Origin of the sequence: Cnuibacter physcomitrellae, assembly GCF_014640535.1 — a bacterium.
Lineage (GTDB): Bacteria > Actinomycetota > Actinomycetes > Actinomycetales > Microbacteriaceae > Cnuibacter > Cnuibacter physcomitrellae.
In genome coordinates this window covers 95,432-109,265 of sequence record NZ_BMHD01000001.1, presented here as the reverse complement: position 1 = coordinate 109,265, position 13,834 = coordinate 95,432, and the positions used below count along the sequence as shown (strand labels likewise).

11 protein-coding genes are annotated in these 13,834 nt (G+C 71.8%); 6 read left to right on the top strand and 5 right to left on the bottom strand.

Annotated features, from left to right (window positions below; translation table 11 throughout):
- Nucleotides 1-106: 106 nt before the first annotated feature.
- Together IEX69_RS00575 and IEX69_RS00570 are read right to left on the bottom strand one after the other, a co-directional pair.
- On the bottom strand, nucleotides 107-2,632 hold the full coding sequence (locus IEX69_RS00575; RefSeq protein WP_085019205.1) for a DEAD/DEAH box helicase: 2,526 nt from the start codon (nucleotides 2,630-2,632) through the stop codon (nucleotides 107-109).
- A gap of 18 nt (nucleotides 2,633-2,650) precedes the next feature.
- A complete protein-coding gene (locus IEX69_RS00570) occupies nucleotides 2,651-3,622 on the bottom strand; it encodes a cation diffusion facilitator family transporter (protein WP_085019204.1) in 972 nt (323 codons plus the stop codon).
- A gap of 52 nt (nucleotides 3,623-3,674) precedes the next feature.
- On the opposite strand from IEX69_RS00570, the gene IEX69_RS00565 reads away from it, so the two are divergent.
- The 4 genes from IEX69_RS00565 to IEX69_RS00550 all read left to right on the top strand — a co-directional run bounded on the left by IEX69_RS00565 (nucleotide 3,675) and on the right by IEX69_RS00550 (nucleotide 7,260).
- Entirely contained in the window at nucleotides 3,675-4,058 is a 384-nt protein-coding gene (locus IEX69_RS00565) for an RNA-binding S4 domain-containing protein (RefSeq protein WP_085021413.1), read from the top strand.
- Nucleotides 4,059-4,098: 40 nt separating this feature from the next.
- Nucleotides 4,099-5,850 carry a coiled-coil domain-containing protein gene (locus tag IEX69_RS00560; protein WP_085019203.1) on the top strand — a complete coding sequence of 584 codons (1,752 nt, stop codon included), beginning with the start codon at nucleotides 4,099-4,101 and terminating at the stop codon, nucleotides 5,848-5,850.
- 40 nt (nucleotides 5,851-5,890) lie between these two features.
- On the top strand, nucleotides 5,891-6,559 hold the full coding sequence (locus tag IEX69_RS00555; RefSeq protein WP_085019202.1) for a TetR/AcrR family transcriptional regulator: 669 nt from the start codon (nucleotides 5,891-5,893) through the stop codon (nucleotides 6,557-6,559).
- Between the two features lie 71 nt (nucleotides 6,560-6,630).
- Entirely contained in the window at nucleotides 6,631-7,260 is a 630-nt protein-coding gene (locus IEX69_RS00550) for a TetR/AcrR family transcriptional regulator (protein ID WP_085019201.1), read from the top strand.
- Here the strand turns inward: IEX69_RS00550 and IEX69_RS00545 are convergent.
- Genes IEX69_RS00545 through IEX69_RS00535 form a run of 3 tightly spaced genes read right to left on the bottom strand, consistent with a single transcriptional unit; the run spans nucleotide 7,151 to nucleotide 10,500 of the window.
- The gene (locus IEX69_RS00545) at nucleotides 7,151-8,989 is read right to left on the bottom strand and encodes an FAD-binding oxidoreductase (protein ID WP_085019200.1); all 1,839 of its coding nucleotides are present in this window, start codon (nucleotides 8,987-8,989) and stop codon (nucleotides 7,151-7,153) included. The two genes, IEX69_RS00550 and IEX69_RS00545, sit on opposite strands and share 110 nt — an antisense overlap.
- On the bottom strand, nucleotides 8,986-9,714 hold the full coding sequence (locus tag IEX69_RS00540; protein WP_085019199.1) for a lysophospholipid acyltransferase family protein: 729 nt from the start codon (nucleotides 9,712-9,714) through the stop codon (nucleotides 8,986-8,988). Before IEX69_RS00540 ends, IEX69_RS00545 begins: the two co-directional genes overlap by 4 nt.
- Nucleotides 9,715-9,720: 6 nt before the next feature.
- Entirely contained in the window at nucleotides 9,721-10,500 is a 780-nt protein-coding gene (locus IEX69_RS00535) for an SDR family NAD(P)-dependent oxidoreductase (RefSeq protein WP_085019198.1), read from the bottom strand.
- 87 nt (nucleotides 10,501-10,587) lie between these two features.
- Between IEX69_RS00535 and IEX69_RS00530 the strand changes: the two genes are divergently transcribed.
- Together IEX69_RS00530 and IEX69_RS00525 are read left to right on the top strand one after the other, a co-directional pair.
- Nucleotides 10,588-11,493, top strand: coding sequence for a hypothetical protein (locus IEX69_RS00530; protein WP_157127142.1), 906 nt, complete (start codon nucleotides 10,588-10,590; stop codon nucleotides 11,491-11,493).
- Complete coding sequence (locus tag IEX69_RS00525) at nucleotides 11,490-13,817, top strand: SDR family oxidoreductase (RefSeq protein ID WP_085019196.1); 2,328 nt, start codon at nucleotides 11,490-11,492, stop codon at nucleotides 13,815-13,817. Before IEX69_RS00530 ends, IEX69_RS00525 begins: the two co-directional genes overlap by 4 nt.
- The last annotated feature ends 17 nt before the right edge of the window (nucleotides 13,818-13,834 follow it).

Here is a 13,834-nt window from a genome sequence, read left to right as displayed (position 1 = left end):
TTTAGGCCGACACGCCGCCAGAACTCCGGAGTTACCCAGCCAAAGCCCGAAAGTCCGGAGTTGGCTCACCGGCGGCGCCGGAAACCGCCAGCCGGACGCGCCGGGCTCAGACGCGGGAGACGGAGGTGATGCGGAGGGCGGCGGAGCCGAGCTCGTCGCTCTCCGCGAGGTCGACGGTGCCCGAGATGCGCCAGTCGTGGTCGCCCTCGGGATCGTCGAGGATCTGCTGCACCCGCCACATCCCCGGCTCCTCGTCGATGACGAGCAGCGCCGCCGACCGTGCGGCCGGGCCCGTGCCGATCGTGTCGTACTCGTCGAAGTAGTCGGCGAGCGCGTCCTCCCAGCGGTCCGCATCCCACCCCGACGCGGAGTCGAGCTCGCCGAGCTCGCCCCACGCCTCCCGCGCCGCCAGCTGCACGCGGCGGAACAGCTCGTTGCGCACCAGGATGCGGAACGCACGCACGTTCGACGTGAGCGTGCGCGGCGCCGGCGGCACGATGGGCGCGTCGCTGCGGGCGCTCGGCGCGGCGAGCCCGGCCGCGAGCGCCTCCCACTCGTCGAGCACGCTCGAGTCGGTCTGGCGGACCAGCTCGCCGAGCCACTCGATGATGTCGCGCACCTCCTCGGTCTTCGCGTCGTCGGGCACCGTCTGCCGGAGGACGCGATAGGCGTCGGAGAGGTAGCGCAGCACGAGCCCCTCCGATCGCGAGAGGCGGTAGTACGCGACGTACTCGCCGAACGACATCGCCCGCTCGTACATGTCGCGCACGACCGACTTCGGCCGCAGCTCCGTGTCGCCCACCCAGGGCTGCGAGCGGCGGTACGTCTCGAACGCCGCCGAGAGCAGCTCAGCGAGGGGCTTCGGGTACGTGATCCCCTCGAGCAGCGCCATCCGCTCCTCGTACTCGATGCCCTCGGCCTTCATCGCGGCGACCGCCTCGCCCCGTGCCTGCGCCTCCTGGGCGCCGAGGATCGGCCGCGGATCCTCGAGGATCGACTCGACCACGCTCACCACGTCGAGGGCGTAGCCCGGCGCCTCGGGGTCGAGCAGCTCGACCACCGCGAGCGCGAACGGCGAGAGGACCTGGTTCAGCGCGAAGTCGGGCTGCAGGTCGACCGTGAGCCGGACGATCGTCTCCCCCGTGTCGGGGTCGACGACACGCTCGACGACGTCGGCGGCGAGGAGGGTGCGGTAGATCGCGAGCGCCTGCCGGATCAGCTCCCGCTGCCTGGCCCGCGGCTCGTGGTTCTCCTCGAGGAGGCCCCTCATCGTGCCCACGACGTCTCCGCCGCGCGCGATCGCGGAGAGCACCATCGCGTGCGTGACCGTCATCGACGAGGTCAGGCGCTCGGGAGCTGCGTCGATGAGCTTCTCGAAGCTCGGCTGCCCCCACGACACGAACCCCTCGGGCGCCTTCTTGCGGATGAGCTTCCGCCGCTTCTTCGGATCGTCGCCGATCTTCTGCAGCGCCTTGAGGTTCTCGGTCTCGTGCTCCGGGGCCTGCACCACCACGAGGCCGGCCGTGTCGTAGCCGGCCCGGCCGGCGCGCCCCGCGATCTGGTGGAACTCGCGGGCGGTGAGCTGGCGCATCCGCGTGCCGTCGAACTTCGACAGTCCCGACAGCAGCACGGTGCGGATGGGGACGTTGATCCCGACGCCGAGCGTGTCGGTGCCGCAGATCACCCGCAGGAGCCCCTGCTGCGCGAGCCGCTCCACGAGACGGCGGTACTTGGGCAGCATCCCGGCGTGGTGCACGCCGATGCCGAGGCGCAGCAGCCGAGAGAGGGTCTTCCCGAACGCCGTCGTGAACCGGAACGGTCCGATGATCTCGGCGATCTGCTCCCGCACCGACTTCGGGGCCACCGTGATGCTCGACAGCGCCTGCGCCCGCTCGACCGCGGCGAGCTGCGAGAAGTGCACGATGTACACCGGGGCGAGGTCGGACTGCAGCAGGCGCTCGACCGTCTCCTGGATGGGGCTGGTGGCGTAGTCGTAGGTGAGCGGCACGGGACGGTCGACACCGGTGATCACCGCGGTCTCGCGCCCCGTGCGGCGGGAGAGGTCGGCGGCGAGCCAGTCGACCTCGCCGAGCGTGGCCGACATGAGCACGAACTGGGCGCGCGGCAGGGCGAGGATCGGGACCTGCCAGGCCCAGCCCCGGTCCGGGTCGGCGTAGAAGTGGAACTCGTCCATGACGACCTGTGCGACGTCGCTCGACTCACCGTGGCGGAGGGCGAGGTTCGCCACAATCTCGGCGGTGGCGCAGACGATGGGCGCATCCGGGTTGACCGCCGAGTCGCCCGTGACCATGCCGACGTTCGCGGCCCCGAACACGTCGACGAGAGCGAAGAACTTCTCCGACACCAGCGCCTTGATCGGGGCGGTGTAGTACGTGCGCATCCCCTGGGCCAGCGCGACCGCGTGGGCCGCGAGGGCGACGAGCGACTTGCCCGTGCCGGTCGGGGTGGAGAGGATGACGTTCTCCCCCGACACGATGGCGACGAGGGACTCCTCCTGCGCCGGGTACAGCGGACGTCCGCCGGCGGCGGCCCACTCCGAGATCGCGTCGAACGCCCCGTCGGGGTCGAACGGATGCGGCAGCTGCGGCGCCGTCTCGGGGAGCGTGGTCATCGGCTGCACCGCCTCAGCCTACGCGGCGCCCCCGCGCTCGCCGTCGGCGGGAGCGGGAGCGGGAGCGGTGGCGTCGCCGAAGGCGAGGTCGCGGTCGTCGGGGGCGGAGAGGGTGAGCACGGCCGTCTCGACCGCCTCGTCCTCCTCGATCCTCCGGGCGAGGCGCGCGAGGGCCACGGCCACCTGCGGCTCCGGGCTGTCGCCCACGATGTCGACCGCGGCGACCAGGTAGACGCGCTGCGGTCCGACGAACTCCAGGTGCAGGTAGGTGACCCGCTGGATCTCGGGCTGCGACAGGAGCAGCCGCCCCATCCGCTCCAGGAAGACGGTGCCGGGCTGCCATCCGATGAGGAGCCGGAAGTTGCGGTTGATGAGCACGATCGCGACGGCGCCGAGGAGCACCCCGATGAGGATCGAGCCGGCCGCATCGAACGCGGCGATCCCGGTGACCTGGTGCAGCATCAGCGCCAGCGCGGCGATGCCGAGGCCGATCAGCGCGGCGAAGTCCTCGAAGAAGACCGCGCGCAGCGTGGAGTCGGAGCTGTTCAGCACGTAGTCGATCGGCCGTCGCCGTGTCCTCCCCGCCCCACGGCGCACCTGGACCACGGACTGGAGGAACGACGTGCCCTCGAGCAGCGCGGAGACGCCCAGCACGATGTAGCCGAGGAGGTACGCCGAGGGCGCCTCGGGCTCGGGCTCGAAGAGCTCCTGCACCCCGTGCATCACCGACACCACGGCGCCGACCGTGAAGACGCCGACGGCCGCGAACAGCGACCAGAGGAACGCCTCCCGGCCGTACCCCAGCGGATGCGCGCCGTCCTTCGGCCTGACCGATCGCCGGTCGGCCACCAGGAGGAAGATCTCGTTGCCCGCATCCGCCCAGGAGTGCGCGGCCTCGGCGAGGAGGGAGGCGGAACCCGTGACGACGGCCGCGAAGGTCTTCGCGACGGCGACGAGGAGGTTGGCGAGGAAGGCGATGACGACGGTCACATGTCCTCCCTACTCCGCGTTCCTCCAGGCTGCTGTGCCTAAGCTGTCGGGCATGTCCGGGAGCGTGCGCATCGACAGCTGGCTGTGGGCCGTGCGCGTCTACAAGACCCGGTCGCTCGCGACGCAGGCGTGCCGAGCCGGGCACGTCAGGCTGAACGGCCAGAGCGCGAAGGCGGCGCAGGCGATCCGTGTGGGCGACGAGGTCCGCATCCGGATCGAGGGCTTCGACCGCGTGCTCATCGCTAAGGAGCTCCTCGTCAAGCGCGTCTCGGCCCCGCTGGCCGCCGCGGCCTACGACGATCGCTCGCCCGAGCGCCCGCCGCGCGAGTTCGCCGGGCTCCTGGGTCTCCGCGACCGCGGCGCGGGACGACCCACCAAGCGCGACCGGAGAGAGCTCGAGCGACTACGCGGCAGAGCGCTGCCCCCGGTACCCTGAGAAGACGACCTCACCCGACGCCCACCTGGCCTGGAGGATCATGTCCGACGCCACGTCGAACGACTACGAAGCACTGGGGATCACCCCCGACGGCGAGCCCGACCGGCCCGCTGCCGTGGCGGTCGCCCCTGCGCCCGACCAGGGCGGCTCGACCGGCCCCACCACCGGCGGGACGGCCGACGGTCCGCAGCCGCATCCCGAGGCCTACACGCTGACGGGACGCGATCGCACCGCTCTGTCGTTCGTCGGCGCGTCGCTGAAGATCGGGACCCCGGAGTTCCGGGCGCGGTACGAGAGCGTGATCGACGACCTCTACCGCCACCACTTCGTCGACCCCACGGCCCGCCCGGCGTACGAGCCGCCGGCTCCGATCGACGAGGTGGAGTCCGAGGACCCCCTCGAGATCATCCGCTCCCAGCTCGGACTCGTGTTCGACGACCGCCGGTCGCGCGACGGGGCACGCGAGGAGGCCGAGCAGCGCCTGGCGCAGACCCAGGCCGTGCTCGACGACACCGCGGCTCGCCTGGCCGACACGGAGCAGCGCCTGGCGGCCACGTCCGCCTCGCTCGCCCAGCGCGAGGCCGAGCTGAGCGAGCTCCAGACCCGGTACGACGCCGACACCGCTGCCCTCCGAGCCCAGCTCGAGGCCGACACCACCGCTCTCCGCGACCACCTCGCGTCGGAGACCGAGCGGCTCGAGAGCCAGCGGCTCGTGGAGGTCGACGCCCTCCGGACCGAGCACGCGACGACCGTCGGACGGATGAGCGACGAGAGCGCCGCCCGCATCGCCGCGCTCGAGACCGAGATCGCCGGACTCCACGCGGCTCACGCCGCGACCCTCGAGGCCACCGCGGCCGAGCACGCCGCCCTCCTGCTGTCGACGCAGCAGGAGCACGCCACCGCCTCCGAGAGCGCCGCCGCCGGGTACGCCGACGAGGTCGAGCGCCTGCGCGCCGAGCACGCCGACGCCCTCGACCAGCTCGCGGCCTCGCACGCGGCGGAGCTCGAGGCCGAGCAGACCACGGGTGCGGCGAGGCTGGCCGAGATGCAGGGGTCGATCGAGGCGCTCCGCACCGAGTACGACCAGAAGCTCGCCGATCTCGAGGCCCGGCACGAGACCGAGGTCGGCAGCATGCGCGCCGGCCACGAGGCCCAGCTGCAGCAGATGCGCACCTCGCACGAGGCCCAGCTGTCCGCGCTGCGCTCGAGCGGTGGCGCGAGCGCCGACCCGGGCACCGCCGACTCCGGCACCGCGGAGGCCGCCGCCTCCGCCGAGGCCGCGCCGGCCGCTCCCGTCCCCGCCATCTCCGACGAGGACCTCGAGGGCATCGACGCGACCGACCTCGTCGGGTCGGTCGACGGCATCGTCCCCGTCCGTGCCTCGTCGCACGTCTCGGCCGACGTCGCCACGGGCATCGCCGACCCGGATGCCCTCGCCACGGCCAAGTCGCGGATCGCCGACCTCGAGGTGCAGCTGCAGGAGGCGCGCGCCGAGATCGGCACCCTCGCCGACGAGCGCGACCGCGCGCTGTCCGACTCCGCGATCTCGCTCGAGGACCGCGAGCGGCTCAGCGACTCGCTCGTCGCGGCGCAGGCCGAGCGGGGCGTGCTGATCGCCGAGCTCGAGATGCGGCTGCAGCGCGCCCGCGCTCTGGTCTCCTCTATCGAGGAGATCGCGACAGGCCAGCTCTGCTCCGAGGACGAGACGAACGAGTACGCGATCGGGGCGAACGACTCGGCCGTGCTGGTGCTCAACGCGATCGCCGACTCCGAGTCCGACGTCGCGGCGTGATCCGCCGACCGCCGCGGCACGTCATGTGTACGCTGTTCACATGACCGACGGGGGCGACGGACCTCGCAGCACCTACCGGCACGGCGACCTGCGGGGAGCCCTGCTGGCTGCGGGGGTCGACATGGCTCGCGAGGGCGGGCCGGATGCGGTGGTGCTGCGCGAGGCCACCCGCCGTGCCGGGGTCTCCCCGAACGCGGCCTACCGGCACTTCGCCGATCGGGAGGCACTGCTCCACGCCGTCTCCGACGTCTGCCTCGGACTGGTCGCCGATCGGCTCGAGGCCGAGGTCGCGGCCCGGACCTCGCACGAGGCGCTCGGCGCGGGCGCCGACGACGAGCGGATCCGGGCCCGGGTCGAGCTCTCGGCCGTCGGATACGGGTACGTCGCGTTCGCCCGCGAGCAGCCCGGGCTGTTCCGCGCCGCGTTCACGGTGCCCGACGACCTCGCCAAGGCCCAGGACCCGGCCAAGGCGGGGGCGACCGGGCTCACGCCGTTCCAGATCGTCGGCCGCGCCCTCGACCGGCTCGTCGAGGCCGGGGTGATGCCGGCCGAGCGGCGCCCGGGCGCGGAGTTCGTCGCCTGGGCGACCGTGCATGGCCTGGGGATGCTCGTCATCGACGGCCCCCTCCGCGGGCTCGACGACCAGATGGTCGACTACGCCACCGACCGTGTGCTGGAGATGGTCGACCGAGGCCTCGCCACGGCCTGACGTCCTCCCTCGGCCGATCCGGCCCGCCTGACGCGCCGGATCCCGTGCCGGTCGGATGGCATGATGGGTGCATGCAGGGTCGGGATCCGCGAGACGCCGATGTCCGGATCGTCGAGTCGACGCTGGCGCTGCTGCGCGACCGTGGCCCCTCGGCGGTCACGGTCGAGTCGGTCAGCCACGTCTCCGGGGTCGCGAAGACGACCATCTACCGCCGCTACGAGGACCGCGAGGCGCTCCTGGCGGCCGCGATCGACGCCGCCACCACCGAGGTCACGCTCCCGACCGGGCTGTCCACGTACGACACCCTGCACTGGCTGCTCGGCCAGGCCCGCGTCCGCGTGCAGGACATCGTGGGCCGGGGCACCGTCGCCGCGATCCTCGTCGACGACGACGCCCCGTTCACCGAGCAGCTGCGGCTGATGATCAGGATGCGCAGCCACACGCTCGTCGCGTTCCTCGAGGAGCGTGTCGCGGCCGGCGACCTGCGTCAGGGACTCGACGTGAAGTTCGTGGTGAGCGTGCTGCTGGGGTCGGCCGTCGGCCAGGTCATCCGTGGGCGCGAGCCGGATGAGCGCTGGGCCGACGACCTCCTCACTCTGCTGTGGCCGGCGCTGACTCCGGGGCCGACGTCGACTCAGGTGCCGACTCCTTCGCCGCGGCGGACCGCTTCGCCGCCGCAGGCTTCCGAGCCGGAGCGGTAGCGGCCGGAGCGGCAGCGGCCGGGGCGGCAGCGGCGGACGCCTGCTCCTCCGGCGCGGCGTGGAAGCCACGGCTGAGGATCTTGCCCGGGTTGAGGATCCCCTGCGGGTCGGCCGCATCGAACAGCGCCTGCATCAGGTGCACGCCGCCGGTGGAGATGTCCTCCTCCATCCACGGCGCGTGCTCGAGGCCCACGGCGTGGTGGTGCGACAGCGTCGCGCCCGAGTCGACGAACGCCTGCTGGATCGCGTCCTTCACGACCTGGTACTGCGCCACCGGGTTCTCGTCGTGCTTGAACGCGAAGGTGAAGTACAGGCAGGCGCCCGAGTGGTACGAGTGCGAGAGGTGGCACATGATCCAGCCGTGCACGCCCAGCTCGTCGTAGGCGCGGTTCGCGGCGGCGATCGTGTTGTCGTAGACCGACTTGAGCTTCGACCAGGGAGCGGCGGTCTCGGACACGTCGGCGGCCGCGCCCCGGTCGAGCAGGAAGTCGCGGAGGTAGGGCGTGTCGAACTTCTTCTGGTCGTAGAGCGCGCCCGGTCCCTTGCCCACCCCGATGCCGCCGTGCTTGCGCACGATGGAGCCGACCAGACGCTTCTCGTAGGACACGTGCTTCGAGGTGCCCTCGTAGCCGATGAACGACAGGCACATGTCGTCGAGGTTCCAGCCGCGGCGCTTGAGCACGTTCATGAGGGTGTTCTGCGCCACCGCGCTGAAGCCCTTCGACTCCTTGCGCGTGGCGAGCGAGAACCCGCTCTCGCGGGCATCCGACACGCGCGTGATCGAGGGCGAGGCGTCGCTCTCGGCGATCTCGTGCATCGCGGCGAGGCCGGCGTCCCAGGTGGGGAAGAAGTAGGCCTGCACCTCACGCACCGCGGGCTGCCGGTGCACGTTCACCCAGACCTCGGTGATGACGCCGAGGCGCCCCTCCGAGCCGATGATCATCTCGCGCACGCTCGGACCGGTCGAGGTCGAGGGCAGCGGCCGCAGCACGACCAGCTCGCCCGGCCGCACCATGCGCAGGCCGCGGGCGATGTCGGCGATGTCGCCGTACTTGTCGGACTGCATGCCCGACGAACGGGTGGCGACCCAGCCGCCGAGCGTGGAGTGCGTGAAGCTGTCGGGGAAGTGACCGAGCGTCCAGCCCTTCGAGTTCAGCTGCTCCTCGAGGTCGGGGCCCTGGGCGCCCGCCTGGATGCGCGCGAGACCCGAGTACTCGTCGATCTCGAGCACGCGGTTGAGGCGGCCCATGTCGAGCGAGATCACCGTGCGCTGCTCGCCCGGGATCGGCTCGAGGCTGCCGGCGATGTTGCTGCCGCCGCCGAAGGGGATGATCACGGCGCCCGCCTCTGCGGCGGCGTCGACGACGCCCTGCACCTGCGCCTCGTCGGCCGGGTAGACCACGATGTCGGGCACCCGGCCCAGCTCGTTGCGGCGGATGCGGAGGAGGTCGCGGATGCTCTTGCCGAAGGTGTGCACCACGCGCGACTCGTCGTCGGTGAGCGCGTAGCCGAGCCCGACGATCCGCTCGAGCGTCTCGCGGAGCTCGTCGGCGAGGATCGGCGCGGGCACGGTGAGGTCCTCGAAGGCGATCGGCTTCGACGGCGGCACCTTCACGTCGAGGGCCACGGCCTTCTGCACGAACGGGCGGAACGCGGGCTTGTCCTGCCAGTGGAAGCCGACCCCCTCGACTCCCCAACCCCACCACTTCATGTGCTTGACGCCGGTCATGCGGCTCCCTTCTCGGAGGTGTCGTAGCCGAGGTCGCCGCTCGGGGTGCGCGACGCGTGCAGGCGGCGCACCTCCTGGGCGACCCGGGCGGAGAACTGCTCGGCGTTCTCGCCGGGCGCAGCGGACATCGGAGCACCGAAGACCACGGTGACCGGAGGACGACCGGGCTTGGGCCAGTTCCGCCCGCGCGGCATCGCGTCGCTGGCGCCCACGAGCGCGATCGGGATGATCGGCACGTCGCAGAGCATGGAGAGGCCGGCGGCGCCGGGCTTGAACTCGCCCATCTCGCCGGTCTTGGATCGGGTCCCCTCGGGGAACACCAGAAGCGGGACGCCGCGGCCGAGCAGCTTCTTGGAGACGCCCTTGCGCTCGGCGGTGCCGGTGCGGTCGATGGGGAACGCGTTGAAGAACAGGGCTGTGAGCCCGCGCCGCCACCACACGTCGAAGAAGTAGTCGGCGGCCGCGCCGGCTGCCAGGTAGCGGGCGAGCCGCTGCGGGAGCGAACCCATGATGAGCGGCGCGTCGAGGTGGCTGGAGTGGTTCGCCACCACGACGAAGGCGCCGTTGAAGCCCTTCAGCTGCTCCCTGCCGAGCACGGTCACGTCGGTGATCGACCAGACCACGGGCTTCAGCAGCATGCGCTGAGCGACGAACCGGAACCCTGCCATCACCCCGGAGGTGAAGCGGTCCTTCGGCAGACGGAGCAGATGGGAGTACTTGCTCATGCGACCTCAGCCTCCCACAGGACGGCTGCGGCTGCGCGAGATGTTGCCCGAGATCCAGCGGATCGTCGCGCGCGGCAGATGCCTCGTGAAGAACAGGAGCAGCTTGAACCGCGCCGACGGCACGGAGATGACCTTGCCCTTCGCGACGTCGCGGAGCGCCTCGTCGACGAGGTCGTCGGCGTCGAGCCAGAGCTGCTCGGGGATGGACGTGGTGCGGATGCCGGCCCGCTGGTGGAACTCGGTGCGCACCCAGCCGGGCAGGAGCGCCGTGACCTGCACGCCGGTGCGCTTGAGCTCGACGGCCAGGCCCTCGGCGTAGGCGGTGGTCCAGGCCTTGACGGCCGAGTAGTTGCCGGTGGCGATGGTGCCCGCCACGCTGGAGACCACCACGATGGTGCCCCGGTGCCGCTTCGTCATCGCGCGGGCCGCCGCGCCCCCGAGCACGAGGACGGCCAGGCACATCACGGCGAACGCCTGCTCGTGCACGCTCACGTCGCGGTCGATGAGCGACGAGTGCAGCCCGAAGCCCGCGTTGTTGACCAGCATGTCGACCGGACGATCCTCGTCCTCCAGACGAGCGGCCACTCGATCGACGTCGGCGCGCACGGCCAGATCGGCCGAGATCGTCTCGACGGAGACCCCGTACGCCTCGAGCTCGAGGGCCATCGCGGCCAGCCGCTCCTCGTTCCGGGCGACGAGCACCATGTCGTATCCGCGGAGCGCGAGCGCCCTCGCGAACGCTGCGCCGATGCCCGACGTCCCACCCGTCACCAGAGCCGTCGCCATGGTCCTTAGGATACGCTACGGAGTGCGTAGCGTCGTTCGCTCCTGCGCGAACTCCCCCCATGCCGACCGCCGCTGCAGAGGACCGAAGTGCCTGACGAGACCGCTCCAGTCATCCCCATGGATGCCGACGGCGACTTCGACGTGCGCGAGTTCGCGCGCACCGCGGTGGGCACCCACCGCCCGTCGATCGACCTGACCGCGTTCGAGCAGCGGGCGCTCCTGCCGCGCACCGTGCAGATGCTCTCCTACCTCCGCGAGGTCGAGCGCGCGACGCTCAGCTACCTGCGGAACGTGCTGGTCACGCCCACCCACAAGGACGCGCGGGTCACCGCCTTCCTCACCACCTGGGCGTTCGAGAAGTTCTGGATCTCCGACGCCCTCGGCGCGGTCGCCGAGGCGCACGCGGTCGATCCCCGCGACCAGCTCGACCACGCCCCCGGGCGTGCGGTGCTGCGCGAGCTCGGCGAGCGGGCGACGCCGATCGTGGAGTCGTTCCGCGCGAACGCCATCGGACCCGACGTGGTCGGCGTCCACCTCGCGACCGTCGCGGTCGACGACCGGCTGGGCGAGGCCGCGTACCGGAACCTCGCCGCGGCGGATCCGCATCCGCAGCTGCTCTCGCTGGTGGAGCGAATCCTGGCGGTGAAGCGGCGTCACCTCGTCTTCGTGGAGAAGGACGCCCACGACCGCCTGTCCCGCTCGAAGCGCGCTCGTGCCCTCGCCCGCCGCGCGCTCTCGCGCCTGGACTGGCCGATCGGCGCACGCGACCTGCGGCCCGAGTCGACGGCGACGTTCTTCGACTCGGTGATCGACTCCCCCACCGCCGCGGAGCTCGACGCCCGCGTCGACCTCCTCCCCGGGCTCCAGGGCCTCGGGCTCATCACCCATGCTCGTGTCCGCGCGGCGACCGGCGGGACCGGCCTCGTGCCCACCGCCGCCCGCTCCCTCGGCCGCGCGGCCGCCTCCCTCCGACACGGAAAGAACCACGGATGACCGACGACACCTCCCCGGGCGCCACCCTCGGCTCCGCACACGTCCTCCTCACCGGAGCCACCGGCTTCGTCGGCCAGGCGGTCCTGGAGCGCCTGCTCTCGAGCCACCCCGACACACGCATCTCCCTCCTCATCCGACCCAAGTCGCGCACCACCGGCGAGACGCGCCTGGCGACGCTGCTGAAGAAGCCCGTGTTCCGGACCTGGCGCGAGCGCGTCGGCGAGGAGGAGGCGGCACGCCTCGTCGCCGAGCGGGTCACCGTCATCCCCGGCGACCTCGCGAACCCCGGCACCCTGCCCGGCGACATCGACGTCGTGCTGCACAGCGCCTCGACCGTCTCCTTCGACCCGCCCATCGACGAGGCGTTCCAGACCAACGTCGACGGCGCCACCGGTCTCTACGGCGCACTCCTGGCCAGCGGATCCGACCCGCACGTCGTGCACGTGTCGACCGCGTACGTGGGCGGGATGCGCAAGGGCATCGCGCCGGAGCGCAAGCTCGAGCACACCATCGACTGGCGCGCCGAGAACGACGCCGCCAAGTCGGCACGCCGTCGGGTCGAGATGGCCTCGCGTCAGCCCGAGGTGCTCCGCGGCTTCCTCGCGAAGGCCCGCGCCCAGCACGGCAAGGTCGGCCCCCAGGCCGTGGCGAAGGCGGCCGAGGAGGCCCGCATCGAGTGGGTGACCAAGCGCCTGGTCGACCACGGCCGCATCCGCGCGGAGAGCCTGGGCTGGACCGACGTCTACACGCTCACGAAGGCCTTCGCCGAGCGCGTCGCCGAGGAGACCTGGGGCGAGGCCGGCCACCGTCTGTCGCTCGTGCGCCCGTCGATCATCGAGAGCGCGCTGCGTCACCCGTACCCCGGCTGGCTCGACGGCTTCAAGGTCGCCGACCCGCTCATCCTCGCCTACGGCCGCGGCCAGCTCCCGGAGTTCCCCGGCGTCCCCGACTCCGTGCTCGACGTCATCCCGGTCGACTTCGTGGTGAACGCGATCATCGCCGCGGCCCAGCGCCCCGCCGAGATCGACGAGCCGCGGTACTACCACGTCACCTCGGGCGGCCGGAACCCGCTGCCGTTCCACGAGATGTACGAGAACGTCAACGAGTTCTTCACCAAGAACCCGATGCCGAGCGAGAACGGCGACATCGCCGTGCCGTCGTGGAACTTCCCGGGCGGTCGCCGGCTGGAGCGCAACCTCCGCCTGCAGGAGCGGCTCACGAGCACTCTGGACGACACCGTCGCCCGGCTCCCGTCCACCAAGCGCACCCGCCGCTGGACCGCCTCGCTCGACAAGCGGCAGCGCGGCCTCGACCTGCTGCGGTACTTCTCCGACCTGTACCGCGCCTACGTGCAGACCGAGCTGATCTTCGACGACCGCAACACCCGCGATCTGCTCGACTCCCTCCCGGAGGGCACGCCGGAGGACGCCCGGTTCGACGTCGCCGAGATCGACTGGCACGACTACTTCCAGAACGTCCACTTCCCGTCGATCACCGGGCTCACCAAGGCGTTCGCGGTGCGCAAAGGAGCACGAGAGCGCACCAAGCGCGCGCTCCCGGTCCGCAGCGACGTGCTCGCCGTCTTCGACTTCGAGGGCACCGTCGTGGAGTCGAACCTCGTCGAGCAGTACCTCTGGATCCGGTCCGGCCTCATCCCCAAGGCGGCCTGGCCGGGCGAGTTCGCCAGCCTCCTGCTCGCCGTGCCGAGCTACCTCCGCGCCGAGCGGCGGGAGCGCGGCGAGTTCATCCGCACCCTCATGCGCCGCTACCGGGGCATCCGCGTCGACGACGTCCAGCGCCTCGTCGACGGCAGCTTCGGTGAGGCGATGCGCAGCCGGGGCCTGTCGGATGCGCTGGCTCGCGTCGCGCAGCACCGCGCGGCCGGCCACCGCACCGTGCTCGTCACGGGGGCCGACGAGTCCGCCGCGGCGCCGTTCGCGCAGTACTTCGACGACGTCGTCGCGGGGAGGATGCACTCGGTCGACGGTGTGCTGACCGGCTACCTCGAGCGACCGCCGCTGGTCGACGAGGCGCGTGCCGCCTGGCTGCGCGAGTACGCCCGCGAGCACGGCATGAACCTGACCCAGTCGTACGGCTACGGCGACAGCCACGCCGACGTCGCCTGGCTCCAGCTGCTGGGAAACGCCCACGTGGTCAACCCCGACACCGAACTGTATCGCCACGCGCAACGAATGAAGTGGACGGTGGAGGACTGGAACCGCACGTTCACCAGGTCGCAGGCACGCGCCGGTACCCTGAGCATGATGCCCGGCCACCCCACCGACGCATCGGAACCCGAGAAAGGAGATCGGACCCGCGCCTGACGAGCGCGAGGCCCGAC